Here is a 25,041-nt window from a genome sequence, read left to right on the forward strand (position 1 = left end):
CGCACATGGAAATCCGCGCGCCCTACATCATCGTTGGTGCTTTCGTATTGTCGGCAATCGTCGCCGTGTTCGGCTTCGTCTACTGGCTGAACAATTTCGGAGGAATCGGAAAACGGGAGACATATCAGGTCGTCTTTGTCGATCCCGTGCCGGGTCTGCTCGTCGGGGCAGGCGTTCTCTTCAACGGTATCCGCGTCGGTGAGGTCACAGCCCTTGAGCTGATTCCGGAGCGGCCGCACGAGGTTCACGCCACGATCGCAGTCGCCGAGCGCACGCCGGTGCATGGCGACACGCGAGTCGGCCTCGATTTCCAGGGGCTGACCGGTGTTCCCGTGATCGCGCTGGAAGGTGGTGATGATGCGGGCGCGCCGCCGGCGCGCGAACCCCTGGTGGCCGAAAAGGGGGCCGGACGGAGCATGACGCAGGCGGCCCGCGATGCCTTGCGCCGTGTCGATGCCGTCCTGTCTGAGAACGCCGCGCCGCTGCACAGCACGATCGACAATCTCAGCACGTTCGCCGAAGGGCTCGCGCGCAACACGCCGAAGCTCGATGGAATTGTGGCCGGACTCGAACGCATGACCGGCGGCGGTGTGCCCGCGCCGCGTAAGGTGGTGTACGACCTTCATGCGGTGGATAGCTTCGGCGCGCAACGCCATGCGAATCTGCCCGAGCAACTGGTCATGGCAGAGCCGACCGCGATCGCGCGGTTGCAGACCCAGCGCTTCTTGTTCACGCCGGATGAGGAAACTCAGGGATTCGAGGGGGCGCAGTGGAGCGACAGTCTCCCGGTACTGGTGCAGGCGAGGTTGCTCCAGAGCTTTGAGAATTACGATGTGGAGCATGCACCATTGCGCGCCGACAGCGGCGTAGAGGGCGCGCGGCGTCTGTTCATAGATTTGCGTCGGTTCGAAATTATGCAGGGAACTCAACCGCGCGCGACGATCGCCTTCTCCGCGAAGATCGTGGATCGAAATGGTCAGGTGAAAGCTGCAAAGCTTCTCGAGGGATCCGAAGGAATTAGCTCGCTAACTCCGTCCGATGCGGCAGCCGCATTCGATCGGGCTTTCGGCACTCTCGCAAGCGAGCTCGTGATGTGGGTTGCGGCGACAGACTGAACCAGATCCTCGACGCGTGCCACACAGAGATGTATGAGTCTTGCGCGCGCCTGTAGCCAGGCCAAGGTCGCCGCGACCTAACAGCCCGGCAGCAGCAGGCTTCGGCAGTGCCGCGCAATGGTAATCTCCTCATTGGTCGGAATGACCAGCACATCTACGGGACTGCTCTTCACGGCGATACGTTGTTCGCCCCGCGCATTTGCTGCCGGATCGATGCTGACGTCGAGCCAGGAGAGTCGATCGCAGATGCGCTGCCGGATTTCGGCGGCATGCTCGCCGATGCCGCCGGTGAACACCAGGCCGTCGAGGCCGGCAAGGGTATTTGCCATCACGGCGACTTCTGCAGCGACGCGAAATGTGAAGAGATCTATGGCTTCGCGGGCCGCAGGCTCGTGGCTCGCCAGCAGTGCGCGCATGTCGGCAGACACCCCTGAGACGCCGAGCAGGCCAGATCCCTCGTACAGCAAACGTTGTACGTCTTCGACCGGCATCTTTTCCGCCTGCATGAGATAAAGCAGCACGCCGGGATCGATCGTTCCACAGCGCGTACCCATCACAAGACCGTCGAGTGGGGTCAGTCCCATCGTGGTGTCGACGCTTTTTCCGTTCCGCAAGGCACAGAGGCTTGCGCCGTTGCCGAGATGCGCCACGACGACGCGCTTGTCGGCCACTAGCGGCGCGATCGCGGCGATCTGGCTCGCAACGTACTCGAAGGAGAGGCCGTGGAAGCCGTAGCGGCGGATGCCACGCTCCTCGAATTGCCGCGGGATGGCAAAGCGGTTTGCCGGCGGCGTCAGGCCGTGATGGAAGGCGGTATCGAAGCAGGCGATCTGCGTCAGTTCCGACTGCAGTGACAGTATGGCCCGGACCGGCGCCAGGCAGCGTGGCTGATGCAGCGGCGCAAGCGGCGTCAACGCCTCCAGCGCGGCGAGAGTCTGTCCAGCAATGACGACCGGCGCGGAAAATGCTTGCCCGCCATGGACAATGCGGTGGCCGACGGCGGCGAGCCTGCCGCCAGCAAGATACTCATCGATCCAGGCAAGCATATCGCTGAACAGGTCGCTGTTCCCCGACGTGCCGCTCGCTCGACGCTTCGTGAACAACTGCTTGCCTGAGGCATCGCTCACCACGACGCGCGGGGCTTTCTCGTGCTCGTCAAGCAGGCCCTTGCATTGCAGCATCGGCTCGGCCGACGCATTGTCGAACAGGCCGAGCTTGATGCTGGATGAGCCGGCGTTGAGCACCAGGACGCTGTCGGACATAGACGGTCTGTCTCGCGTGTTCGTTGCTTCAGTCAACGGATTTGTGGTCTGTGGTGCCGTGGGGCCAGACCCAGTCACGAATCTGCGGCATGTCCTCGCCATGTTCATGCACGTAGCGGGTGTGCTCGGTCAGCGCGTCGCGGAACTGCTGCTTGACGTGGGCCGCCGCGATGTCGAGCCCCGGCACACGCTCGATTGCCTCGATGGCAAGGTGGAAGCGATCGAGGCCGTTCAACACCACCATGTCGAATGGCGTCGTGGTGGTGCCTTCCTCAGCGAAGCCCCGCACGTGCATTCCGTCGTGATTGGTGCGGCTGTAGGTCAGGCGATGGATCAGATAGGGATAGCCGTGATAGGCGAAGATCACAGGCTTGTCGCGGGTAAACAGGCTGTCGAAGTCGCGGTCGGACAGGCCGTGCGGATGCTGCTCAGTCGGCTGCAGCGTCATCAAGTCAACCACGTTGACGACGCGAATCTTCAACTCCGGCAGCGCCTTGCGGAGCAGGTCGACGGCCGCGAGCGTTTCCAGCGTCGGAACGTCGCCGGCGCAGGCCATCACCACGTCTGGCTCGGCGTTGACGGCCTCGGTACCGGCCCATCTCCAGATGCCGATGCCTGTCTCGCAATGGGTGATCGCGTCGCGCATCGAAAGCCATTGCGGAGCGGGCTGCTTCCCGGCGACAATCACATTGATGCGGTCATAGGTGCGCAGGCAGTGATCCGCGACCCAGAGCAGGGTGTTCGCATCAGGCGGGAAGTAGACGCGGACGATGTCGGCCTTCTTGTTGGTGACGAGATCGACAAAGCCGGGATCCTGATGACTGAATCCGTTGTGGTCCTGCCGCCAGACATGCGAGGTCAGGAGATAGTTCAACGACGCGATCGGCCGCCGCCAAGGCAGTGCACGCGAAACCTTCAACCATTTGGCGTGCTGGTTGAACATTGAATCCACGATGTGGATGAAGGCCTCGTAGCAGGAGAAGAAGCCGTGGCGGCCGGTGAGCAGGTAGCCTTCGAGCCAGCCTTGGCAGAGATGCTCGCTCAGGACTTCCATCACACGTCCGTCATGAGCCAGATGGACGTCATAGGGCTCGATGCCTTCCATCCAGACCCGGTCAGTGGCCTCGAAGACAGCGTCGAGCCGGTTGGACGCGGTTTCGTCCGGACCCATGATACGGAAATTGCGCGCCTCGGCATTCAGCTCCACGACCTTGCGCAAGAACTTGCCGAGTTCTCGCGTGGCTTCGGCAACGGAGTCGCCCGGAGCGATGACCTCGATCGCATACGTACGGAAATCCGGCAGCTTCAGTTCCCGCTTCAGAAGGCCCCCATTGGCATGCGGGTTGGAACCCATCCGACGGTCGCCTACAGGCGCAAGAACTTGCAATTCGGGCAGGAGCCGCCCACTTGAATCGAACAACGTTTCCGGCTCGTAGCTCCGCATCCAACGCTCGAGCAGCCTCAGGTGCTCGGGGTTGCCGCGCGGGTTGGCTATCGGGACCTGATGTGCACGCCAGAAGCCTTCGACCTTCAGCCCGTCGACTTCCTTCGGTCCCGTCCAGCCCTTTGGGCTGCGCAGTACGATCATCGGCCATCGCGGCCGCTTGAGGCCGCCGGTCTGCTGGCGCGCAGCTTGCTGGATCGCGCGGATGGTGCCGAGCGCGGTGTCGAGCGTGCCGGCCATCAACCGATGCATGGCATGCGGATCGTCGCCTTCGACGAACAGCGGCTCGTAGCCGTAGCCGGTGAAGAGGCTACGGATTTCCTCGTCATCCATTCGCCCCAGCACGGTGGGATTGGCAATCTTGTAACCGTTGAGGTGCAGGATTGGCAGCACGGCGCCGTCATGCACCGGGTTCAAGAACTTGTTTGAGTGCCAGGACGTCGCGAGCGGGCCGGTTTCCGCCTCGCCGTCGCCGACGACGCAAACGGCGATCAAATCGGGGTTGTCGAACACCGCACCATATGCGTGCACCAGTGCATAGCCCAACTCGCCGCCTTCGTGGATCGAGCCGGGCGTTTCCGGCGCGGCGTGGCTTGGAATGCCGCCGGGGAAGGAGAACTGGCGGAACAGCTTTCGCAAGCCATCGGCGTCGCGCGTCACCTCCGGATAGAGTTCCGTGTAGGTGCCTTCGAGATAGGTGTTCGCGACCATGCCGGGACCGCCGTGGCCGGGACCGCAGACATAGATGACATTGAGGTCGGAGGCGCGGATTGCGCGGTTGAGGTGAGCATAGATGAAGTTGAGCCCGGGCGTGGTGCCCCAATGTCCAAGCAGCCGGGGCTTGATGTGCTCGGGCTTCAGCGGTTCTCTCAGCAGCGGATTCGCAAGCAGATAGATCTGTCCAACAGAGAGATAATTGGATGCTCGCCAATAGCGATCGAGCAGCTCCAGATCGGCCGTGTGTGCTTGCTGGTCTGGAATGGTCGCAGATTGCATGTCGCTCTCCCAGGAGTCGGGGGTGACCCAGATGCCGGCCCGTCGGTTCCACGTTAGAAGGCGAATATGACGGGAATGGCTTGAGCCAGCTCAAAGATGCGTGGCAATGCGGCTCCGGTAGTCAGCGTTCCTGTCGGTGCCCCGACACCGAGAAACTCGCGATCGGTCTTTACTGGAAAGGGGGAGCAGGTGGCGGTTCCTGCTTTAGATCGTTTGGCACCATGCCATATGTTCTCAAGACGGTGGTTTTCGTCTCCGGATGGCCGGTGCAGACGATTGCTGCAGCGCCAGCGTGGCCGAACGTCTTCCATAAATGCTTGGCGTGCTCTATGGCCGCGGCTGGGCTGTCGCATTTGGACTGCCGGCCGGGAACGAGCTCGCCATCGGTCCGGTCGTAAGGCAGGGCAATGAAATGTGTGATCTCAGCCATCGACGTCTCCCTCAAACTTATTGGCCGGACGATGCGGTCTTGGCTTCGGCATTTCCGTGCATCAAAGCAGGGTGCGGCGACAGATGTTTTGATCCACATCATTGGTGTAGCGGCATCGTTGGCGCTAATGCGTCATGCTTCATCGGATTTGCGACAGGCCGAATTGGTCGCAGTTGTCGTGGTCCAGCCAGGTGAAATAATGCAGCCCGCTGCAGAATTCCGATAGGAGATTTCACGGGAGCTAAATCTTGCGGTCCAATAGTTCTCACCAGCTCAGGCGAGCCGAAATTGACTTGCCATGCCCAAGTCATATCGGGGCAGTCGGTTTGCGACGGATCAGTTGGTGAACACAGGCCATGAAATTCAGAATCTCCTTGGCACGGCGCATCTATGCAATTGTCGGGTTGAGCTTTTGCGGGCTTACCGGCCTGGGCGCTATCCAAACGAGTAATCTTACGGACGCTTTGCGCGCGCAGCGGCAGAGCGAGTTGAGACATCTTGCTCAATTGGCTCTTGGCATTGCACAGGAAGAATATGACGCCGCTATCGGCCGGCGAACAGACGAAGACGTCGCCCGTCACAACGCAGCGGCCAGGATCGGCGCGCTAAGGTTCGGGAATGGGGATTATTTCTGGATCAACGATCTCGGTCCCAGCATGATCATGCACCCGATCAAGCCGGAGCTCGACGGCAAGGATTTGCGTGACATCAAGGATCCGACTGGCAAGCAGTTGTTTGTCGAGTTTGCCGAGATCGTGAAACGGAAAGGTGAAGGATTCGTCGACTATCAATGGCCAAAGCCGGGGCTGGATATGCCTCAGCCGAAGCTGTCGTTCGTCGCGGGCTTTCGGCCGTGGAATTGGGTGATCGGGACCGGCGTGTATATAGACGATCTCCAGGCTCAGGTCTGGGAACGGGCACGAAGCATCATCATGGTCGCTGCAGCGATCGTGATCTTCGTCGGGCTGATAACACTTCTGCTTGCGCGACGGATATCCGGCGCGCTGGTCACAATGACGAGCTCCCTCAATCGCTTAAGCGAGGGAGACCTCGACATGAAGCTCCCGGGGCTCGAGCGGCCCGATGAACTCGGCGACATGGCGCGCTCAATCGAACAGTTCAGGCTTAAGGCTGCTGAGAAAGTGCGTGATGAGGCGCAACAAGAGGAAGAGAGGCGGCGCGCTACCGAGGAAGTCAGGGCGTCGGCATTGCAGCAGATGGCTGCGAACGTCGAGACTGCCACCAAAGCTGCTGTCGGCGAGGTCGCGTCGGGCACGGATCGTATGGCGAGGAACGCCTCCATGATGCGAGATACGGCGCTTACGCTGGAACGAAACAGCAGCAGCGTCGCAGCGGCCGCCGAAGAGGCGCTCGCAAACGCCCAGACTGTTGCGAAAGCATCCTCGCAGCTGGCGACATCGATATCGCAGATCGCCTGTCAAGTGGGTGCGTCGCGTTCGCTGACACTGGAGGCCGTGACGGCGTCGACGCAAGCTCAGGCCACAATCGCCAAGCTGTCGGTAGCTGCTTCGAAGGTTGGAACCGTGACGAGCCTGATCAGCGAAATTGCCGGACAGACCAACCTCCTGGCCTTGAACGCGACGATCGAGGCCGCGCGGGCCGGAACTGCCGGTCGCGGTTTCGCTGTCGTCGCGGCCGAGGTGAAGTCGCTGGCCGAGCAGACGGCGAAAGCAACGAATGAGATCGCGCAGCAGATCGCCGAGATCCAGGAGGCTACGCATGCCTCCGTTGCATCCATGACCACCATTGGTGACGTGATCCGCAGCGTCGAGTCCGTGTCAGCCGCAATCTCCACCGCGGTCGAGGAGCAAAATGTCGTTACGACCGATATCTCTCGGACTGTCGAAGAGACATCGCACGCCGCCCGGGAGGTGGCGTCTCAAATTGCCTCAGTGTCGGCCGAAGCGATCGAAACCGGGCGACGGGCGTCGGAAATGCACAGCGGATCAGCGGCGATTGCTGCGAAAGTCGCCGAACTGCGCACGACACTCATTCGTGTCATCCGTACGTCGACCACAGATGTTGATCGCCGGCGTTCGTCGCGCGTGACACTCCGACGGTCCGGTGCCTTGGTCTGGCGCCACGAAACGAAATGTATCGAGGTTCATGATGCCTCGCTTGATGCGATACTGATCGAGTGCGCATTGCCGGACGCTACAGCAGGCGAGACGGTGGAGTTGGCAATCGAAGGACTGTCGTTCCGTCTGGCCGGGGTTATCGGGCGTATCGAGCGCAGCTCGGTGCTGATCAACCTGGATTTGACGGCAGAAACTGAGAAGAAGTTGGCGGAAGTACTCTCAAGCGAGTGTGCGCGCGCCGTAGCCGCGGGCTATTGTACCGGAGTCGATCAATCGAAACTACGTACAAATACTGAAGCGGCGGGAGCGGTGTGCCATTGCTAGAGCCCGGCGGCGATCGCGATCCGCATCAGTTCCGACATGCTGCGTACGCTAGTCTTGGCCATCAGGTTGGCGCGATAGACCTCAACCGTCCGTGGGCTGATGCCGAGGTCGTGGGCGATCACCTTGTTGATCTTGCCTGCCACGAGTCCTCGCAGCACATCGCGTTCGCGTGGCGAGAGGTCCACCAGGCGAGCTTCGGCTTCCCGCCTGACCGTATCATCTGCCGGTGCTGCCGACTGGGTCTTCAAGGCTTCGTCGATTGCGTGCAAAAGCGCCTCGTCCTCGAATGGCTTTTCGATGAAGTCAACCGCCCCAGCCTTCATCGCTTCGACGGCTAGCGCGACGTCACCATGGCCAGTCATCAGGATGACAGGGCATGCTACTGCATCCGCCTTGAGTTTGCGGACCAGATCGAGACCGCTCATGCCCGGCATGCGGATATCGGACACGATGCAGTCGACCGCGCTGCCGACGAAATGATCGAGAAATTCGGTTGCTGTCTCATATGTCGCTACGGCAAAGCCGTTGACATCGAGAAGGAAGGCCAGCGAATCCCGCATGGCGGAATCATCGTCGATCACGAGAATTGTGCGCCGCGTAGTCATGTTTCTTCTCCGTCCTCCGCGAACGGGAGGATGAACTGAAAAATCGTGCCGCCACCAATGTTCGGCGTCACGTTGATGCGCCCACCGTGGGATTCGATGATTGTGCGGCAGATCGAGAGGCCGACGCCCATGCCATGCTCCTTGGTCGTGATAAAGGGCTGAAACAGGCGGTCGGCAATGTCAGGGCTGATCCCCGGACCGGTGTCGGCAACGCTGAACGTCGCAACACCGTTAGTCTTCGTGACGCCGACGGTCAACTCGCGCCGCGGACCGGAGGCCATCGCCTCGATCGCGTTGCGAACCAGGTTGAGGACGACCTGCTGAATCTGGATCTTGTCGACGATGATCGAGGGCATGTCACGGTCGCTGCGGATCGTTACCCGGACTCCCTGCTCCTTGGCGCCGAGTAGCGCCAGCGCGACAGCCTCTTCAAGCAAGGTAGCCGGGCTTTCCAGGGAGTGTTGTGTTTCGCCCTTGGCAACGAATTCGCGCAGGCGCTTGATGATATCGCCGGCCCGCAGTGCTTGCTGCGCGGCCCGGTCGAGCGCATCACGAATTCGGGTCGCGTCCGGTACTTCCGAGATCAGCAGCGCCTTCGCGCCGCGCATGTAGTTGGTGATAGCTGATAGCGGCTGATTGATCTCATGGGCAATGGAGGATGCCATTTCTCCCATTGCGGTCAACCGCGATACATGGACCAGCTCGGATTGCAGTTCCTGAAGTCGTCGTTCCTGCGCACGACGTTCCGTGAGATCGCGAATAAACCCGGTAAAGAAGCGTTCTCCGCGCACCTTGGCTTCGCCGACCGCGAGTTCCATCGGAAAGGTCGAGCCGTCGCTCCGTTCTCCAACGACGATGCGGCCAATGCCGATGATTCGCCGTTCTCCGGTGGAGAGGTAACGTTCGAGGTACCGGTCGTGCTCGCCGCGATACGGCTGCGGCATCAGGCTCGAAACGTTCTTCCCAATGACCTGGCCCGCTTTCCAGCCGAACAGGCGTTCGGCTGCTGCGCTGAAGGATTGAATGTTGCCGTGGTCGTCGATGACGATCATGGCGTCAGGGACGGTGTCGAGGATCGATTGCAGATGGGCCTGGCGATTTTGCGCCTGATCGCCTTCCCTCAACAGCCGGTCGCCCATGAACCCAAGGACCGGTCCGAGGACGGCAAAACATGCGATATCGATCAGATTCGCAGGTTCAGTGATCAGGCTTTTGCCAAGGAATTTCGCGCTGATGAGGAGGCAGAGCAGGGTGGTGATGATCGCCGGCCCCCGGCCGCCGGCGAAGGCGGCGAACAGCACGGCGGGCACGTAGATGATTGTGAAGGTCCTGTCTTCGAAATAGTTGTCTAGCCCCGCGCGCACCGCAAATACGAGTGCGGCCGCTGCCGCGGCAGTGCCATAGCGGTACCAGGTGCGGTCGGACATGTTCCCCCGGGCAAAGCCCTCAAATCCCCTTCGACAGTACAACGTTCAGGCACCTGAAGCCACCAGTTGCTCGGCGTGAACTCGTCTTGGCGACCAGCATATTGACCCGGAATCCGCCTACTTGCCCCAAGCGCGCCAATGCGTCGGTTGCACCAGGATGCGTTCGATGGTCCCAGCCTTCACCCAACCGCCCAGGATGCGGCGGCAGGGAAAGACGAGCTTGTGAATGGCGTTGCCTTCGATCACGGCGAGTTCAAGGTCTCGGTCGAAGGGGGCCGTCGCGACCCCCTCCCATGTCGCGCTGACGCCGGCCTCCGGGCGCTCTGGAGCGTCTCGTCCTGGCACGTCACGCAGCCTTCTGAGCAACCTCGTCGACACTGCTGGTCTTTCGTGCAAACAGGTTCAGCTCGATCGTACCCAGCGAACGCGCGGTCTCGATCGCGTAGGTCGCGTCGTTCGCGCTCCGCGCGGTCACGCCCTTGGCCCAGTCCTGCAGCGCTGTGATCTTCTCGGCGACTGAGGCGGTGGAATTGAATCTGCGGAAGAGCTCCCAAGCCTCGTTCGATTCGACCTGGATCTGCTCGAACCAGTGCTGGTTTGCCTCGATCAGCTTCTCCGAGAATTCCGACTGGACGGCCATCGTGCGCTTCGCGTAGGTCTGGATGGCGTCGGAGACGGGGCGGGTTTCGCTATGGTCTGTCATTTTCGACCTCCTTCGTTGAGGAAGGCCTTGCTTCCCATACGTTCGGCACTTGCGTGTTGATGCGTGTCAATTCGATAGCTTCCGGATCGCAACGGCCCTGGCGGTCAACCTAGCTGCGCTTGGGATCGACGGCTGCGCCGGTTCGCAGGTTGATGAAGTGAACGCCGCCGCAGGCGGCGCAGGAGATCGAATCCAGATCGTCAGCCGAGGGTTCGGGCGGGTCACCGGGAAGCAGGCCTTGGACTCGATCGCCGGTGGTGGGACACGAGAAGATAATGGGGCGCCAAGCCCTTATGTCTGCCATTTGCAAAATCCTGACGGAACAACATCATCCGGCGGCACGCGTCGTGCCGCATTGACGCACGTCAAAATTCGGGTGAACCGGTCGAGCCGATGCCGGCAGCCTAGAACGGCCGGCGGCGATGGAGCCGAACAGGGCTTGATTTGGCGGGCTGGCTTAGCGAAGGCCGCTTTGGCTGCAAGATCATCCGGACGAAGGCCACTACGGCGATCGCGAACGCTCCGATGGAGGCGAGCAGGTTCTGCAACATGATTTCGTTCTCCTGACTAACTGGCAACGTCTTCGATCATCGGCCGTGACGCCTTGATTCCCGTCAAGCGCAGGCATTGAGAGAGATCAAGACGGATGGGTCGATCTTGTGTGAGCTTGCTGCGAGCGTTGAAAGGAGAGCGACAATGCGCGCACATCAGATCATGGCGAGACATCTCGTCACTGTTGAAACCGAGACATCCATTGTCGATGCCGCGAAGCTGATGATGGATCACCATATCAGCGGCCTGCCCGTAGTCGATGCGGCCGGAAGACTGGTCGGCATCCTGTCAGAGAGCGATTTCTTGCGGCGAAGTGAGATCGGTACGCAACGCCGGCGCGGCCGCTGGCTTCGGTTTCTTCTCGGTTCCGGCTATGCGGCCGCGGACTTTGTCCACGAGCGGGGGCGAAAGGTCGGAGAGATCATGTCGTCCAATCCCGTCACCGTGACGGAAGAAACGCCTCTGCCCGATCTGGTCGATCTCATGGAGAAGAAGGGTGTCAAACGGCTGCCAGTGATGCGCGACGGTCGCCTCGTTGGCCTCGTGACGCGTGCGGACCTGCTGCGGGCAGTAGCATCTATCGCGCACCAGATTCCGGATCCGACGGCAGACGACAACCACATCCACGATCGCATCGTGCGGGCACTCGACGGTGCAAACTGGTGTCCGCTCGGCCTGCAAGTCTCGGTGCGCAACGGCGTGGTGCACCTCCGCGGGGTGATCATGGATGAGCGGGCGAGGCAGGCGGCGATTGTCGCCGCGGAAAATACCGCCGGCGTCAAAGAAGTGCACGATCATCTTTGCTATGTCGACACCTATTCCGGCTTCTACATCCAATCTGCGGAAGACGAACGAGCGGCTGCCGTCAAGGCAGAGAAGGAGACGGCAGGGTGATCGACCGCCCCGCGATCCTGCTGATCCCGTTGATTGTGATTGCGGTGGTCAGCGCAGATGTCGTGGGAGTTGCCGCGACGCTACTTGCGATTTGTGCGATCGTGGGGTTCGCGATCGTGGCCGCGGGATGGACCGTCAACGGCAAAGCGACGTCAATACCAGCAGTCCGACCGTCGTCCGCGGACAGGGAGTCCTACCGCAAATAGTGGCGCCTTCCTTGCGGATCTTGTGAGCTGCGCGTCGCGGTAGGTGCGACGTCATGAGCCTCGTGGTCCAGGCCGCTCATGAATCGCTTTCAATATCGATACGACATCTGCGCTGCATCACATTCTTGCGACAGATCAATACAGGTGCCTCGCACTCGTGGCAGCATGAATAACAACTGACCAGCCTGTGTGAGGTCGCCATGCCATCATTCGACGTTCGTTTCATCAAAACCGTCTGCGACGATACCGGCCACGAACATCGCGCCTGCCAGGCAGCGTTCAAGATCGATGCTGTCTCGCTTTCCTCGGCCGCGCAGCTGGCCGAGGCCGACTTCTGCAGACAGAAGGGCGTCCGCGACTGGACAATATTCGCTGATTCCATGGAGCTCCGAACGCCGCCGGCTTTGCCCTCCGCCTGGGGTGGCTGACGCTTGAGCGGCTACCACGTTCGATTGCTGCGATGCCAATCTTGACGAAGATCAAATCCGCAATCGCGACTAGCAGGTAAGAGTGAGCGAATGAGGGGAATCGATAATGTCCGATCGATCAGACGGCAACAGCTCGCCGCAGTTTGAAAGTCTTCTTGGTCGCTTGCGTGGGTTTCTGTCCCGCTGGCGCGAGTTCGATCTGATGACCGATAGAGAGGTCGATGAGATCGCTCGCGAGCTTAATCTCTCCACGTCCGATCTCCGGATGCTCGCCCGCGAGCAGGGTTCTCCGGAATTGCTGCGCAAGCGTCTTGAGCATGCAGGTCTGTCCGAGCAGCAGCTCGCTTCGTCACATTGCGACGTGTTGCGTGATCTACAGCGCGTGTGCGGTCTATGCCATGAGAAGCCGCGCTGCGCCGCGGATCTCGCGCGAGAGAGACGAGCCAGTCCGGCTAAATATTGTCCGAACGAAATGACCCTGACGGCGCTGAGCCGCGGTGCCGGCGCCAAGCGCCATGGCGCAGGAATTGATGCCGGTCAACAGGCCGCCAGCGAGATTGTGGTTTCCATGCCGTCAGCCCATCCAAAGAAGGCCTCCACATGACAAGTCCATCTTCAGTTTCCAAGTCGATTTCCAAGTCGATGACGATGGGCGAAGCCGGTTTGGCGTCGGGACTTGCGGTTTTTGCCTTCGTCTCCCTTCTCGGCATGGCGATGGGGCACGATGCCGCGTTCAGTTTCCACGCGGCGCTTGCTTGCGCCGCCAGCCTGATCTCCGTGGTCGTGATCGGCAACCGCTACCTTGACCGTCCGGCCGAATTGCCTCCGGCGGAGATCAACGGACGCCCCAATTACTACCTCGGACCGATCAAGTTCGCTTCCGCCATGGCGATGTTCTGGGGTATCGCCGGCTTCACCGTGGGTCTGATCATCGCGATGCAGCTGGCGTGGCCGGCGCTGAACTTCGATCTGCCCTGGACGACATTCGGCCGGCTGCGACCGCTACATACGTCGGCCGTGATTTTCGCGTTCGGCGGCAATGTCCTGATCGCAACGTCGTTCTACGTCGTGCAGAAGACCTGCCGCACGCGTCTTGCCGGCGACCTCGCGCCCTGGTTCGTGGTGGTCGGCTACAATTTCTTCATTCTGATCGCCGGCACCGGCTATCTATTGGGCGTCACCCAATCGAAGGAATACGCTGAACCGGAATGGTACGCGGACCTCTGGCTGACGATCGTCTGGGTGACGTATCTGCTCGTGTTCCTGATGACGCTGGTGAAGCGCAAGGAGCCGCATATCTTCGTCGCCAATTGGTTCTATCTGGCGTTCATCATCACGATCGCGGTGCTCCATCTCGGCAACAACCCCGCGCTGCCGGTCTCCTTCCTCGGGTCGAAATCCTACATCGCCTGGGGCGGCGTACAGGATGCAATGTTCCAGTGGTGGTACGGCCATAACGCGGTCGGCTTCTTCCTGACCGCCGGCTTCCTGGCGATCATGTACTACTTCATTCCGAAGCGGGCGGAGCGCCCGATCTATTCCTACCGGCTGTCCATCATCCATTTCTGGGCGCTGATCTTCCTCTACATCTGGGCCGGCCCGCATCATCTGCACTACACGGCGCTGCCGGATTGGGCGCAGACGCTCGGCATGACCTTCTCGATCATGCTCTGGATGCCATCCTGGGGCGGCATGATCAACGGCCTGATGACGCTGTCGGGAGCTTGGGACAAGCTGCGTACCGATCCCGTGCTCCGCATGATGGTGGTGTCGGTGGCCTTCTACGGCATGTCGACCTTCGAGGGGCCGATGATGTCGATCAAAGTGGTCAATTCGCTCAGCCACTACACTGACTGGACCATCGGCCACGTGCATTCCGGTGCGCTGGGCTGGGTCGGATTCGTCTCCTTCGGCGCGCTCTATTGCCTGATCCCCTGGCTGTGGAATCGCCAGCTTTACAGCCTGAAGCTCGTGAACTGGCACTTCTGGATCTCGACCATCGGCATCGTGCTCTACATCTCGGCGATGTGGGTTTCGGGAATCCTGCAGGGCCTGATGTGGCGTGCCTACACCTCGCTCGGCTTCCTCGAATATTCCTTCATCGAGTCGGTCGAGGCGATGCATCCCTTCTACATCATCCGCGCAGCCGGCGGCGCGCTGTTCCTGGCCGGCGCCCTGATCATGGCTTTCAATCTCTGGATGACGGTCAACGCCGGCCGAGCCAGCGAAACCGAGGGTGCCGCTGCCCTCCAGCCCGCCGAATAGGTCACGCAATGTCCTTCTGGAATCGACACAAGATCTTTGAGAAGAACTCGATCATCCTGATCGCCGGCATTCTCGTCGTCATTGCCATCGGCGGGCTGGTCGAGATCACGCCGCTGTTCTACCTGAAGAGCACGATCGAGGCGGTCGACGGTGTGCGGCCCTACACGCCGCTCGAGCTCGCCGGCCGCAACATCTACGTCCGCGAGGGCTGCTATCTCTGCCACTCGCAGATGATCCGGCCGTTGCGCGACGAGGTCGAGCGCTATGGCCACTATTCGCTCGCTGCGGAAAGCATGTACGACCATCCGTTCCAGTGGGGCTCCAAGCGTACCGGGCCGGATCTGGCGCGCGTCGGCGGCAAATATTCCGACGATTGGCACGTCACCCACCTGATCAATCCGCGGTCGATCGTCCCGCAGTCGGTGATGCCCGGGTATCCGGCGCTGGCGAAGACGGAGCTCGACCCGTCCGACGTCGCGGCCCATCTGCGCACCAATCGCGCGGTCGGCGTGCCCTATACCGACGAGCAGATCGCCAACGCGGCCGCCGATCTGAAGGCGCAGACCGATCCCGACGGTGCCGGCTCCGATGCGTTCCAGAAGCGCTATCCGAAGGCCGTGGTCCGCAACTTCGACGGCAAGCCCGGCAATCCGACCGAGCTCGACGCGCTGATCGCCTATCTGCAGATGCTCGGCACGCTCGTCGACTTCAAGCTCTACAACGAAAAAGCCAACCTGCGCTGAGGGCACGAGGATGAAAGCGATCATTCAAGTCGAGAATTTTGCGTCGAGCCTGGTCGGCACGCTCTGGACGCCCATCTTCGTTGGAATCTTCATCGCCATCGTCGCCTACGCACTGTGGCCCCGCAACAAATCTCTCTTCGATGCCGCAGCCCGGATGCCGCTGCGGGAGGACTGACCGATCATGAGCGAGCACAATGAGATCGACCACGTTTCCGGCCGCAGCACGACCGGTCATGAGTGGGACGGCATCAAGGAGCTGAACACGCCGCTGCCGCGGTGGTGGGTCCTGACATTCTACGCCACGATCATCTGGGCGATCGGCTATTGGGTCGTCTATCCGGCCTGGCCGCTGGTCTCGGGCTACACCACCGGCCTGTTCCAGTATTCCACCCGCGCGAGCGTCGCGACCGACCTCGCCGATCTGGAGAAGCTGCGCGGCGAGAAGATGGCGGTGCTCGGCAACGCCTCGCTTGCCGACATCGAGAAGGATCCGGCCTTGCTGGCGCTGGCCCGCGCGCGCGGCAAGACTGTGTTTGCCGATAATTGCGCGCCCTGTCACGGCAGCGGCGGCGCCGGCGCCAAGGGCTTTCCCAACCTGAACGATGACGACTGGCTGTGGGGCGGCTCGCTGGACCAGATCATGCAGACGATCCAGTTCGGCGCGCGATCGGGGCACGCCAAGACCCACGAAGGGCAGATGCTGGCGTTCGGTCGCGATGGCATTCTGAAGAAGGACGAGATCGTGACCGTCGCCAACTATGTACGCTCGCTGTCCGGCCTTTCCACCGCGCCGAAGTTCGACGCCGCGGCAGGAAAGAAGCTCTTCACCGAGAACTGCACGAGCTGCCACGGCGACAACGGCAAGGGCAACCCGGAGCTCGGCGCGCCGAACCTGACCGACCAGATCTGGCTCTATGGCTCCGACGAGGAGACCCTGGTCGAGACCATCACCAACGGCCGTGCCGGGGTGATGCCGGCCTGGGTCGGCCGTCTGGATCCGGTCACCGTCAAGGCGCTGACGGTCTATGTGCACTCGTTGGGCGGCGGCAAATAGCTGCCGCCGCAAGGGCGTCCGGGATCATTGACCGACGTCAAACCCGGACCTGGTGCAGCGATGTAGGTTTCAGCGACAGCCTCCTCGAGCAACCCATGAACAAGCCCGTGTCGCCTGACGAACTCATAACCGACGAAGACGGGCCGCTCTACGCGCCTCGCAAGAAGGTATACCCGCAGAGCGTCTCCGGCCGCTTCCGCTCGATCAAATGGCGGCTGATGGCTGTCTGCCTCGGCGTCTACTATTTGCTGCCATTCGTGCGCTGGAATCGCGGGCTCGGCGCGCCCGACCAGGCGGTGCTGATCGATTTTCCCAACCGGCGCTTCTACTTCTTCTTCATCGAGCTGTGGCCGCAGGAGATCTACTACTTCACCGGCCTCTTGGTACTCGCAGCGCTCGCTCTGTTCCTGATGAACGCGCTGGGTGGCCGGATCTGGTGCGGCTATCTCTGCCCGCAGACGGTCTGGACCGATCTGTTCTATGCGGTCGAGCGTCTGGTCGAAGGCGATCGCCGCGCCCAGATCAAGGCCGATGCAGGCCCGATGACCGCAAAGCGCGCCGGTCGCCGCGTGCTGAAGCATGCGATCTGGCTGATGATCGCCTGGTGGACCGGCGGCGCCTGGGTGCTCTATTTCGCTGATGCGCCGACCCTGGTGCGCGATCTGGCGACCTTTCAGGCACCGGCGATCGCCTATGTTTGGATCGCGATCCTGACCGCGTCGACCTATCTGCTGGCCGGCTACATGCGCGAGCAGGTCTGCGTCTACATGTGCCCGTGGCCGCGGATCCAGGCCGCGCTGACCGATGAATGGGCGCTCAACGTCACCTACAAATACGATCGCGGCGAGCCGCGTTGCTCGGTGAAGAAGGCGTTCGACATCCGCGCGCTCGGCGAGAAGGCCGGCGATTGCATCGATTGCAACCAATGCGTTGCGGTGTGCCCGACCGGGATTGACATCCGCGACGGCGCGCAGCTTGGCTGCATCCAGTGCGGTCTATGCATCGATGCCTGCGATGCGGTCATGACCAAGGTCAGCCGCGGGACCGGCCTGATCGGATACGACAATGACATCAATGTGCAGCGCCGTATCGCCGGCAAGGAAGAGGTTTTCAAGCCTGTTCGCGCCCGCACGGTCGTCTATGCCGGGCTGATCACCGTCGTCTGCGCAGTGATGCTCTATGCATTGATGTCGCGGACCCTGCTCGACGTCAATGTGCTGCATGATCGCAACCCGATCGCGGTGCGGCTCAGCGACGGGGCGACCCGCAACGGATACACGCTGCGATTCCTCAACAAGCGCGGCTTCGATCGTGTGATCGCGATCGATATCGATGGGCCACCCGAGGCCAAGCTTCACGTCATCGGCGCGGACTCCGTGACGCCAGACCGGCCGATGATCGTCCTCGGCCGGGATGCCACCACCGAATTGCGTGTGCTGGTGACAGCCCCGTTCGATGAAAAGGCGGAAAAGTCGGTGCCGGTCACATTCCGCATCACTGACGTCGGGCTCGGCGAAGTCGCCTCGGCAACCGACCACTTCGTTCTTCCATAACGGCGAGATTCTGTCATGGCAGCCTCAAGTCAAGCGGCGCGACCCATCACCGGACGCTTCGTCCTGATCACGACGGTCGCGTTCTTTGCCGTCGTCATCAGCGTGAACATGGTCATGATGCGCCTCGCCATCACGACGCTGCCAGGGACCGAGGTCGATAGCGCCTACAGCGCAAGCCTCGCCTATCAGCGCGAGATCGTGGCCGCGCGGCAGCAGAACGAACGAGACTGGCAGGTCCAGGCGCATATTGATCGGCGACCCGACGGCACCGCCGCGGTCGCACTCGAGGCGCGCGACCGTGCCGGCACGCCACTGACGGGGATGAATTTCCTCGCTCGGCTTGAGCGACCGATCGATCGCCGCGCCGATCGAGCGATCGAGGTCAGTGAGGCCGGCTTAGGAAGCTATCGCGGTCACGCGGATGGCGTTGCGGCGGGGCAGTGGGACCTTGTGATCGAGGGCGACGCCGACGGTCGCCGCATGTTCCTGTCGAAGAACCGGATTGTCCTGAACTGAAGGCGCACCGCATGCACGCGGATATCGATTTTTCGCATTATTTGAAGAAAACGGGAGCCGGGCTCGTCCATCTCGATCTCGCGGTCGAAGGCATCAACTGCGCAGGCTGCATGGCCAAGATCGAGCGCAATCTCTCGACCATTCCCGACGTTACCTCTGCCCGCGTCAACCTGACCGACAGTCGCCTGGCGCTGGAGTGGAAAGCAGGCGCCGTCGACCCGACGCTGTTCGTGAACCGTCTCGCTGAGCTCGGCTACAAAGCCTATCCGTTTGAGCGCGATGATGCCGAAACGTTGGAAGCGCGGCGGGCACAAGGCCTGTTGCGCCGGCTAGGCGTCGCCGCCTTTGCCGCCATGAACGTGATGATGCTGTCGATCCCGGTGTGGTCCGGTAATGTCTCGGACATGCTGCCGGAGCAGCGCGATTTCTTTCATTGGCTGTCGGCGCTGATCGTGCTGCCGGCGGCGGCCTATTCCGCGCAGCCGTTCTTCTCGTCGGCCCTCTCAGCGCTGCGGGCGCGCGGCGTCAACATGGACGTGCCGATCAGCATCGGCATCGTGCTTGCGCTGGCGATGTCGGTGATCGAGACCATCAATCACGCCGAGCATGCCTATTTCGACGCCGCGATCATGCTGATCGCGTTCCTGCTCGCCGGCCGTTATCTCGACCAGAACATGCGGCGGCGTACCCGCGCGTTTGCCGGCAACCTCGCGGCCCTGAAGGCGGAGACGGCGACGAAGTTCATCAGCCCAACTGAGATCAAGACAGTCCCGGCGGCCGCTATCCGGCCCGGCGACATCGTGCTCCTGCGGCCCGGCGAGCGCTGCGCGGTCGACGGCAATGTGATCGAGGGGCGCTCGGAGGTCGATCAAAGTCTGATCACGGGCGAGACTTTGCCGGCGATGGTCACGCCCGGCAGCGCCGTGTTCGCAGGCACGCTGGTCCGTTCCGGGACATTGCGCGTTCGGGCGTCCGCGGCCTCCGGAGGCACTTTGCTCGATGAGATTTCGCGGCTGCTCGATCACGCGCTGCAGGCGCGTTCGCGCTATTTGCGTCTCGCGGAGCGGGCATCAAGGCTCTATGCACCGGTCGTGCACGCGACCGCACTCCTGACCATGCTGGGCTGGCTGGCCTGGGGCGCGAGTTTTCACGACTCGATCGTGACGGCGATTGCGGTCCTGATCATCACCTGTCCCTGCGCGCTCGGTCTGGCCATTCCAGCCGTGCAGACCGTTGCGTCCGGCGCATTGTTTGGCTCGGGCGTGCTGCTCAACGCCGGCGATGCGATCGAGCGCATCGCCGAGATCGACCGGGTAATCTTCGACAAGACGGGTACTTTGACCCTGCCCGAGCTCGATGTCGCCAATCTCGCGGAGATCCCGGACGATGTCGTGAGGCTCGCGGGCCGCCTGGCACTGTCGAGCCGGCATCCGGTCGCTGCCGCCATCGCCCGGTATGCGGGAGCGGCTTCACCACTGCCGGACATTCAGGAGGAACCGGGCCAGGGTGTCCATGGTCTTCACGACGGCCGTCCGATACGTCTGGGGCGCCCGTCATTCTGCGGCGCCGACGACCTCGCCAACGAGATTCTGTGCCGCGATCCGGAAGCTTCGGTCGTCGCATTCAGCCATGGCGAGAGCCGATACGCCTTCGCGGTTCGGCAACGGCTGCGGCCGGATGCGGCCGAGGTGGTGACAGATTTGGTGCGCATGGGTGTTGCCGTCGAGATCGTGTCCGGAGATCGCGAACCTGCAGTGCGGCTCGCGGCCGAGACGCTCGGCGTGCATGAATGGCGTGCCGAAGTGTCCCCGGTCGACAAGATCGACCGTATCGAGGAACTGGTGCGTCAGGGCTGTAAGGTGCTGATGGTCGGCGACGGCTTGAACGATGCGCCGGCTTTGGCTGCGGCGCACGCCTCGATGTCGCCCGTTACGGCCACCCACATGAGCCAGGCGGTCGCCGATGCGGTCTTCCTCGGCGAACGTCTCGCACCGGTGCTGGCGGCAGTGAAGGTGTCCCGCAAGGCGTTGCGGCTGATGCGGCAGAATCTTTGGCTTGCCGTCGTCTACAACGTGCTGGCGGTTCCGATCGCAATCGCCGGCCTGGTCACGCCGCTGATCGCCGCGGCGGCGATGTCGGGCTCGTCGGTGATCGTAATGCTCAACGCGCTGAGGGCGCGAGCGAGGGAGGCAGTCTGATGGAGGTACTGGTCTTTCTGGTGCCGCTTGCCCTCGCGCTGGGCTTTGTCGGCCTGCTCGGATTCCTGTGGTCGCTGAAGAGCGGACAGTATGATGACCTCGACGGTGCGGCTTGGCGTGCCATCGCTGATGACGAGCCGGCGAGCGATCAAGGCCGATCCAGATAGTGAAAATACACCAGTGAGGCCGCCGAGGCTATGGTCAACGCCGTGCCGGCGAGGGCCAGCATCAGTATCCAGTCGGTTCGCCTGCCGGACCGTGCGGCGCGCTGCCGCAGGATCAGGACGGAAGCCAGTCTGCTGATGGAGGCGAGCCGTGCCATCTCAGCAACAGCTCATCGGCAGCACGTCTGGCTGCCAGTAGCGCCAGTGCGTCGGCGACGCCTTGACGACTTGCATGGTACCCAAATTGAACCATCCGTCTGCGCGCCGGATGCAGGGGAAGCCCAACGGACGTTGCTTGTCATCGATAACGGCGAGTTCGATCGCGCAGTCGAACGGGGCCGACGCGATGTCCCGCCACCCCAAAACAATGAACCAGCGTATGACTGAGCTGAATAGCCGCCGCATGTCCTGGATATCCTCCGAAGAACAGTGTCAACGATGGCATGATTGGTCGTCCGCGCGTTGATTTGGCGCAAAACGGAAGAGCAGGATTGACCGCAGGGCGGTGATTGACGTCGCTCAACTCCCCTGTCGGTGGGGCAGGCTATAGAAGCAGCGAAACTTGGGAGTGAGCATGCAGCGTGTGCGACGACGCGCCGACAGGCTGGAGGTCATCGATGGAAACAAGGCGACGGTGCCCGCAATGCGTGGCATCATCGGACGCCTCTCGGACGTCTTGGCGGGTGGTAGCGCGCGCCTCAGGGACCATCCGTCATCGCCGGGTTACTCATCCAGTATTCGCCAGTCAGCCCGATGAAGGCGCTGTTCTGGAGTGCCGTGATCAATGGCGTCGTCGCCGTGCCACTGATGGTGGTTATCATCCTGCTGGCGTCCAGGCGTTCGGTCATGGGACCGCACGTCTCAAGTCGATCGACAGTGCTGCTCGGCTGGATCGCAACCGCCGTGATGGGGTTGGCCGCCATCCTGATGTTTGTGCTTCGTTGATCGGAGCCGCCGGTTGCGATTGCAACACCGATGTCACGGCACAGCCCGGCAGGAAGTCTCCTGCCGGGCTGTGTCATCGGCGCTCCCGAGGGCAGGTCGGGCCGCTCAATGACTCGTGATTGCAGTCGCCTCCGCCGCCGCGCGCTGCATGCACGAGGACTCGCTGCGCTCAGATGTCGCCCAGCCTGCACCAGGCGAGGTCGATCAAGTTGCCGATCCTGGCGGATTGAGCCAACAGCTTTTCGCGGCTCTCGGGATGTTCAATTTTTTCGATCACGATGGACGTGCGCGCGTGGGTTATCTGAAGCGCGAAGATTGCTTCCTGAAGCGCCTCACGTGCTTTCTGTCGCCGGGCGCCCCAAAGTTCGGGCGCGTCGGTCGGCTTGGCCACGCATGCCATCGGTTGCGCAGGTAAACGACGGTTGCGTCCATGAAGGCTCATGGTGTCCGGCATTGGGCTTTCTCCCCCTGTTCCGAGCTCGTTGCTTTGTCAGGAGGGATATTGAGGGCCCTGTCTTAAATGCCCGATCTATTCGCTTATCGTAATTCGGCAAGTTATGTGATTTTTGTGCTTAATCGATTGAAAACGGTATATGCATATAAATTGCAAGTATATGCATATAACGAAGGACGCCTTGATGAATCACGATGCACCGCCGACAGCCGAAGAACTGGCCGCGGTGGGTAGTTGTTGCGCCGCATTTAATATCCGCAAGGCCAGCCGTGTGATCACCCGGCTCTATGCCGAGGCCTTCGCGCCCGTCGGGGTAGAGCCGACGCAGTTCATGCTGCTCGCGGCTTGTGCGCGGCAAGGGACAGTAACCGTGGGCGCACTTGCGTCGAGAATGTCGATGGATCCGAGTGCGCTCGCGCGCAATGTTGCAATTCTCCAGCGCCGCGGTCTGCTGAAGATCGCGTTCGGTGCAGATCGCCGCGTGCGCGACCTCTCGCTCTCCGCCAAAGGCAGGAAGACCTTGTCCCGCGCGCTGCCGCTCTGGAGAGAGGTCCAGGCGAAGCTGGCGGGACAGTTCGGGGATGACCGCTTCGGAGCGGCGGTCGAAATGATGAAAGGAATCACCCGTTCGGGTGAGGCGCTGCTCGATCGTTCGCTTTCGTAGGAGATCAGGATGCCCGTCCGCTGGCTTAATCAGTCACCGGTGCTGCGTGTCGAGCGCTTCAAGAGCTTCGATGAGTTTCGTCCTAATGACGTAATCGGCGGATTGAGAAGCACGCCGCTGGATTCGTCGCCGATTTCGGTCTCGCGGAGCATCCTGCCGCTTCCCGACTGCCTTCTCGTGCTGCAGCGATCCTTTGCCCGGCGAATGGAGGGAGATCTCGGGGCAAATCGCGGAGTTGGGATTGTCATTCCGCTCGCATTCCACGCAACCATGAATGGGAATGCGGTCGGCGATTCCACGATCGGGCTCATCCGCGGTCGTGCGCCCGTCGATGTTGTTGAGCAGCATGCAAACACCTATCTCATGCTGCGGTTCGGCTCCGATATGAGCAATCGAGGATGGGCCGACTTCAATATGGGAATCCAGTTTTTCAGGCCAGCGCCGACAAAGATGCTGGCGCTGCGATCAGCAATTCTGGATATGTTTTGCCTGGCGTCCGGTTGCCAGGATCTCAGGCAGTTCGAGCTCTTGAGCGGGCAGCTACAGGAGACGCTGATCGCCGGGCTCGATAGCGTGCTGGTCGAGGACAGTGTCAAGCGGGTGCTCCCTGGCTCGTTCGACCGGCATCAAAAGCTCGTCGAACGTCTGGATGAACTGGTGACGGCGGTCGGGGCGGCCGACCTTTACAGTAGCAGTCTTGCGCAGACGCTCGGCGTTTCCGTTCGAACTCTGCAGACCGCCGTGCAGCACGTCCGTGGAGTGAGTCTGCATCAACATCTTCGGTCGAAGCGCATGTGGTCGGTTCGCAGGCTCCTCGTCAAAGGTAGCCCGCTCCTCACTGTGACGGCGGCGGCGCATGCCAACGGCTTCTGGCATCTGAGCGACTTCGCCAGGTGTTATGGCCGTGCATATGGCGAGATGCCGTCGGAAACGCTCGCGCGGGCGCGGGGGGGCTAGAAGTGCGGTCGCTTTTCCAAATTGGAAATGGGCGCCCGTCTAACCCCCTGCCGACCGTCCAAGGCGGCGCAGCACGTCGTCCCCAGCGGGCTGCGGGGCCGTGCCGGCTCTTATAGCCCAATTGGGTTATCCAGGTGCCGCACATGACCTGATTGTCTGGCACAAGCTGCACTGGTTTGTGGGCTCCGCCGTGATCTAGATTGACGATCATGGGGCACGACAGCGAAAGATTTTGGCGAGTGCGTCGTGCGGGCCTGCCAGCCGGCGCTCGCAAATGGCTGCGTCATTGGCTCGAAGCGGTCGATGGCGATCTGGCTTTCAGGGTATTGGTCGTGACAGGCGGGATGCTGTCGACCGTCGCGATCGCATTCGGACTGTTGTCGTCCTGAGCACGCCTCTCAGCTGACGTTGAGCGAACTGATGTCGGCGACGAGCCCTGCGGTACGGATCACTCCCGGCGGCAACGAATGCGCTTCAGATTAGCTGGAAATTCGATCGGACGTCGAGGCCGCCCCGTAGCAGGGTTGGGTGTCGCGGCATGGGCCACGATCTTCCTGATTTGCCATGCGCAACAGACGGTCGCGCTGCCGCTCACGCCCTTCCGGTATGAGGCTCAGGCTCAGCGGCATTGCCCCGGCGATACCGTGGTCTGGCTCGATTTCCGCCGGGGACGCTATTATCGCAAAGGGCAAAGCCGCTATGCGAGGGGCTTCGATGGCGGCTTCGTGTGCAGGAATGAAGCCCGCGAGAGCGGCTATCGGCGCTCGCTGCTCGGTCTGCGGTGACATCACCGAAGGCCGGCATGGCGCCCAATGAGGTGCGGCCTACCACCCGTAATAGCGCGGCCGGGCGTAGTAGCCGTAGCCTCCGCCAGGCGCGCAATAGTCGCCGCCGTATCCGGAGCCATAGCCGTAGCCATATCCGGCGCCGTAATAGGGATACCCACCATAGTAGGCCGAGCTGGCGATCGCTCCGCCGACGATCGCGCCGGCAGCAGCTGCGCCCCAGCCGCGATAACCCCATCCCCGATAGCCGCCCCAGCC

29 protein-coding genes and 1 pseudogene are annotated in these 25,041 nt (G+C 61.9%); 18 read left to right on the top strand and 12 right to left on the bottom strand.

Annotation, left to right across the window (positions count from 1 at the left end):
- Positions 1-5 precede the first annotated feature (5 nt).
- A complete protein-coding gene (locus H8A92_RS05830) occupies positions 6-1,115 on the top strand; it encodes an ABC-type transport auxiliary lipoprotein family protein (protein WP_229194890.1) in 1,110 nt (369 codons plus the stop codon).
- A 77-nt stretch (positions 1,116-1,192) separates the two neighbouring features.
- Here the strand turns inward: H8A92_RS05830 and H8A92_RS05835 are convergent, their stop codons facing one another.
- The 3 genes from H8A92_RS05835 to H8A92_RS05845 all read right to left on the bottom strand — a co-directional run bounded on the left by H8A92_RS05835 (position 1,193) and on the right by H8A92_RS05845 (position 5,247).
- Entirely contained in the window at positions 1,193-2,377 is a 1,185-nt protein-coding gene (locus H8A92_RS05835) for an acetate/propionate family kinase (RefSeq protein ID WP_229194891.1), read from the bottom strand.
- A 28-nt stretch (positions 2,378-2,405) separates the two neighbouring features.
- Positions 2,406-4,817, bottom strand: a complete 2,412-nt coding sequence (locus H8A92_RS05840; RefSeq protein WP_229194892.1) for a phosphoketolase family protein — start codon at positions 4,815-4,817, stop codon at positions 2,406-2,408.
- A gap of 169 nt (positions 4,818-4,986) precedes the next feature.
- Positions 4,987-5,247, bottom strand: a complete 261-nt coding sequence (locus tag H8A92_RS05845; RefSeq protein WP_229194893.1) for a hypothetical protein — start codon at positions 5,245-5,247, stop codon at positions 4,987-4,989.
- A gap of 356 nt (positions 5,248-5,603) precedes the next feature.
- Between H8A92_RS05845 and H8A92_RS05850 the strand changes: the two genes are divergently transcribed.
- A complete protein-coding gene (locus H8A92_RS05850) occupies positions 5,604-7,670 on the top strand; it encodes a methyl-accepting chemotaxis protein (protein ID WP_229194894.1) in 2,067 nt (688 codons plus the stop codon).
- Here H8A92_RS05850 and fixJ read toward each other — a convergent pair.
- From fixJ to H8A92_RS05875, 5 genes are all read right to left on the bottom strand, one after another.
- Entirely contained in the window at positions 7,667-8,275 is a 609-nt protein-coding gene (gene fixJ / locus H8A92_RS05855; RefSeq protein WP_229194895.1) for a response regulator FixJ, read from the bottom strand. The two genes, H8A92_RS05850 and fixJ, sit on opposite strands and share 4 nt — an antisense overlap.
- Entirely contained in the window at positions 8,272-9,702 is a 1,431-nt protein-coding gene (locus tag H8A92_RS05860; RefSeq protein WP_229194896.1) for a PAS domain S-box protein, read from the bottom strand. Before H8A92_RS05860 ends, fixJ begins: the two co-directional genes overlap by 4 nt.
- A 117-nt stretch (positions 9,703-9,819) precedes the next feature.
- Positions 9,820-10,047: a hypothetical protein gene (locus H8A92_RS05865; RefSeq protein ID WP_229194897.1), complete on the bottom strand. Its 228-nt coding sequence runs from the start codon at positions 10,045-10,047 to the stop codon at positions 9,820-9,822.
- A 1-nt stretch (position 10,048) separates the two neighbouring features.
- Positions 10,049-10,405, bottom strand: coding sequence for a hypothetical protein (locus tag H8A92_RS05870; RefSeq protein ID WP_229194898.1), 357 nt, complete (start codon positions 10,403-10,405; stop codon positions 10,049-10,051).
- Between the two features lie 404 nt (positions 10,406-10,809).
- Complete coding sequence (locus H8A92_RS05875; protein ID WP_229194899.1) at positions 10,810-10,956, bottom strand: hypothetical protein; 147 nt, start codon at positions 10,954-10,956, stop codon at positions 10,810-10,812.
- A gap of 145 nt (positions 10,957-11,101) precedes the next feature.
- On the opposite strand from H8A92_RS05875, the gene H8A92_RS05880 reads away from it, so the two are divergent.
- The 12 genes from H8A92_RS05880 (at position 11,102) to ccoS (ending at position 20,981) form a co-directional block, all read left to right on the top strand.
- Entirely contained in the window at positions 11,102-11,851 is a 750-nt protein-coding gene (locus H8A92_RS05880) for a CBS domain-containing protein (protein ID WP_229194900.1), read from the top strand.
- Positions 11,848-12,057 carry a hypothetical protein gene (locus H8A92_RS05885; protein WP_229194901.1) on the top strand — a complete coding sequence of 70 codons (210 nt, stop codon included), beginning with the start codon at positions 11,848-11,850 and terminating at the stop codon, positions 12,055-12,057. Before H8A92_RS05880 ends, H8A92_RS05885 begins: the two co-directional genes overlap by 4 nt.
- 200 nt (positions 12,058-12,257) lie before the next feature.
- Positions 12,258-12,485: a hypothetical protein gene (locus tag H8A92_RS05890; RefSeq protein ID WP_229194902.1), complete on the top strand. Its 228-nt coding sequence runs from the start codon at positions 12,258-12,260 to the stop codon at positions 12,483-12,485.
- A gap of 106 nt (positions 12,486-12,591) precedes the next feature.
- Positions 12,592-13,089, top strand: a complete 498-nt coding sequence (locus tag H8A92_RS05895; RefSeq protein WP_229194903.1) for a hypothetical protein — start codon at positions 12,592-12,594, stop codon at positions 13,087-13,089.
- 38 nt (positions 13,090-13,127) lie between these two features.
- The gene (gene ccoN, locus H8A92_RS05900) at positions 13,128-14,750 is read left to right on the top strand and encodes a cytochrome-c oxidase, cbb3-type subunit I (RefSeq protein ID WP_229194921.1); all 1,623 of its coding nucleotides are present in this window, start codon (positions 13,128-13,130) and stop codon (positions 14,748-14,750) included.
- 8 nt (positions 14,751-14,758) lie between these two features.
- Positions 14,759-15,493 carry a cytochrome-c oxidase, cbb3-type subunit II gene (gene ccoO, locus H8A92_RS05905; protein ID WP_229194904.1) on the top strand — a complete coding sequence of 245 codons (735 nt, stop codon included), beginning with the start codon at positions 14,759-14,761 and terminating at the stop codon, positions 15,491-15,493.
- Between the two features lie 10 nt (positions 15,494-15,503).
- Entirely contained in the window at positions 15,504-15,668 is a 165-nt protein-coding gene (locus tag H8A92_RS05910; protein ID WP_097673061.1) for a cbb3-type cytochrome c oxidase subunit 3, read from the top strand.
- 6 nt (positions 15,669-15,674) lie between these two features.
- Positions 15,675-16,547: a cytochrome-c oxidase, cbb3-type subunit III gene (gene ccoP / locus H8A92_RS05915; RefSeq protein WP_229194905.1), complete on the top strand. Its 873-nt coding sequence runs from the start codon at positions 15,675-15,677 to the stop codon at positions 16,545-16,547.
- Between the two features lie 95 nt (positions 16,548-16,642).
- Positions 16,643-18,100, top strand: coding sequence for a cytochrome c oxidase accessory protein CcoG (gene ccoG, locus H8A92_RS05920; RefSeq protein WP_229194906.1), 1,458 nt, complete (start codon positions 16,643-16,645; stop codon positions 18,098-18,100).
- Between the two features lie 15 nt (positions 18,101-18,115).
- A complete protein-coding gene (locus tag H8A92_RS05925; protein WP_229194907.1) occupies positions 18,116-18,616 on the top strand; it encodes a FixH family protein in 501 nt (166 codons plus the stop codon).
- An 11-nt stretch (positions 18,617-18,627) separates the two neighbouring features.
- Entirely contained in the window at positions 18,628-20,814 is a 2,187-nt protein-coding gene (locus H8A92_RS05930) for a heavy metal translocating P-type ATPase (protein WP_229194908.1), read from the top strand.
- Positions 20,814-20,981 carry a cbb3-type cytochrome oxidase assembly protein CcoS gene (ccoS, locus tag H8A92_RS05935; protein ID WP_229194909.1) on the top strand — a complete coding sequence of 56 codons (168 nt, stop codon included), beginning with the start codon at positions 20,814-20,816 and terminating at the stop codon, positions 20,979-20,981. The genes H8A92_RS05930 and ccoS overlap by 1 nt, the downstream gene beginning before the upstream one ends.
- Here ccoS and H8A92_RS05940 read toward each other — a convergent pair.
- Together H8A92_RS05940 and H8A92_RS05945 are read right to left on the bottom strand one after the other, a co-directional pair.
- Positions 20,963-21,136 (bottom strand): hypothetical protein, encoded by a 174-nt coding sequence (locus H8A92_RS05940; RefSeq protein WP_229194910.1) that lies wholly within the window; start codon positions 21,134-21,136, stop codon positions 20,963-20,965. The two genes, ccoS and H8A92_RS05940, sit on opposite strands and share 19 nt — an antisense overlap.
- Position 21,137: 1 nt before the next feature.
- Positions 21,138-21,383 (bottom strand): hypothetical protein, encoded by a 246-nt coding sequence (locus H8A92_RS05945; RefSeq protein WP_229194911.1) that lies wholly within the window; start codon positions 21,381-21,383, stop codon positions 21,138-21,140.
- A gap of 348 nt (positions 21,384-21,731) precedes the next feature.
- Between H8A92_RS05945 and H8A92_RS05950 the strand changes: the two genes are divergently transcribed.
- Positions 21,732-21,923 (top strand): hypothetical protein, encoded by a 192-nt coding sequence (locus H8A92_RS05950; RefSeq protein WP_229194912.1) that lies wholly within the window; start codon positions 21,732-21,734, stop codon positions 21,921-21,923.
- A 169-nt stretch (positions 21,924-22,092) separates the two neighbouring features.
- Here H8A92_RS05950 and H8A92_RS05955 read toward each other — a convergent pair whose 3' ends face one another.
- Positions 22,093-22,377, bottom strand: coding sequence for a hypothetical protein (locus H8A92_RS05955; RefSeq protein WP_229194913.1), 285 nt, complete (start codon positions 22,375-22,377; stop codon positions 22,093-22,095).
- A gap of 184 nt (positions 22,378-22,561) precedes the next feature.
- Here H8A92_RS05955 and H8A92_RS05960 point away from each other — a divergent pair, with 184 nt between their 5' ends.
- The 3 genes from H8A92_RS05960 (at position 22,562) to H8A92_RS05970 (ending at position 24,783) form a co-directional block, all read left to right on the top strand.
- On the top strand, positions 22,562-23,041 hold the full coding sequence (locus H8A92_RS05960; RefSeq protein ID WP_229194914.1) for a MarR family winged helix-turn-helix transcriptional regulator: 480 nt from the start codon (positions 22,562-22,564) through the stop codon (positions 23,039-23,041).
- A 9-nt stretch (positions 23,042-23,050) separates the two neighbouring features.
- Positions 23,051-23,998, top strand: coding sequence for an AraC family transcriptional regulator (locus H8A92_RS05965; protein ID WP_229194915.1), 948 nt, complete (start codon positions 23,051-23,053; stop codon positions 23,996-23,998).
- A gap of 524 nt (positions 23,999-24,522) precedes the next feature.
- Positions 24,523-24,783 carry a hypothetical protein gene (locus H8A92_RS05970; RefSeq protein ID WP_229194916.1) on the top strand — a complete coding sequence of 87 codons (261 nt, stop codon included), beginning with the start codon at positions 24,523-24,525 and terminating at the stop codon, positions 24,781-24,783.
- A 39-nt stretch (positions 24,784-24,822) separates the two neighbouring features.
- Here H8A92_RS05970 and H8A92_RS05975 read toward each other — a convergent pair.
- Positions 24,823-25,041, bottom strand: a pseudogene (locus tag H8A92_RS05975) (hypothetical protein); the annotation flags it as partial.

The sequence above is a fragment of the Bradyrhizobium acaciae genome (assembly GCF_020889785.1).
Taxonomy (GTDB): domain Bacteria; phylum Pseudomonadota; class Alphaproteobacteria; order Rhizobiales; family Xanthobacteraceae; genus Bradyrhizobium; species Bradyrhizobium acaciae.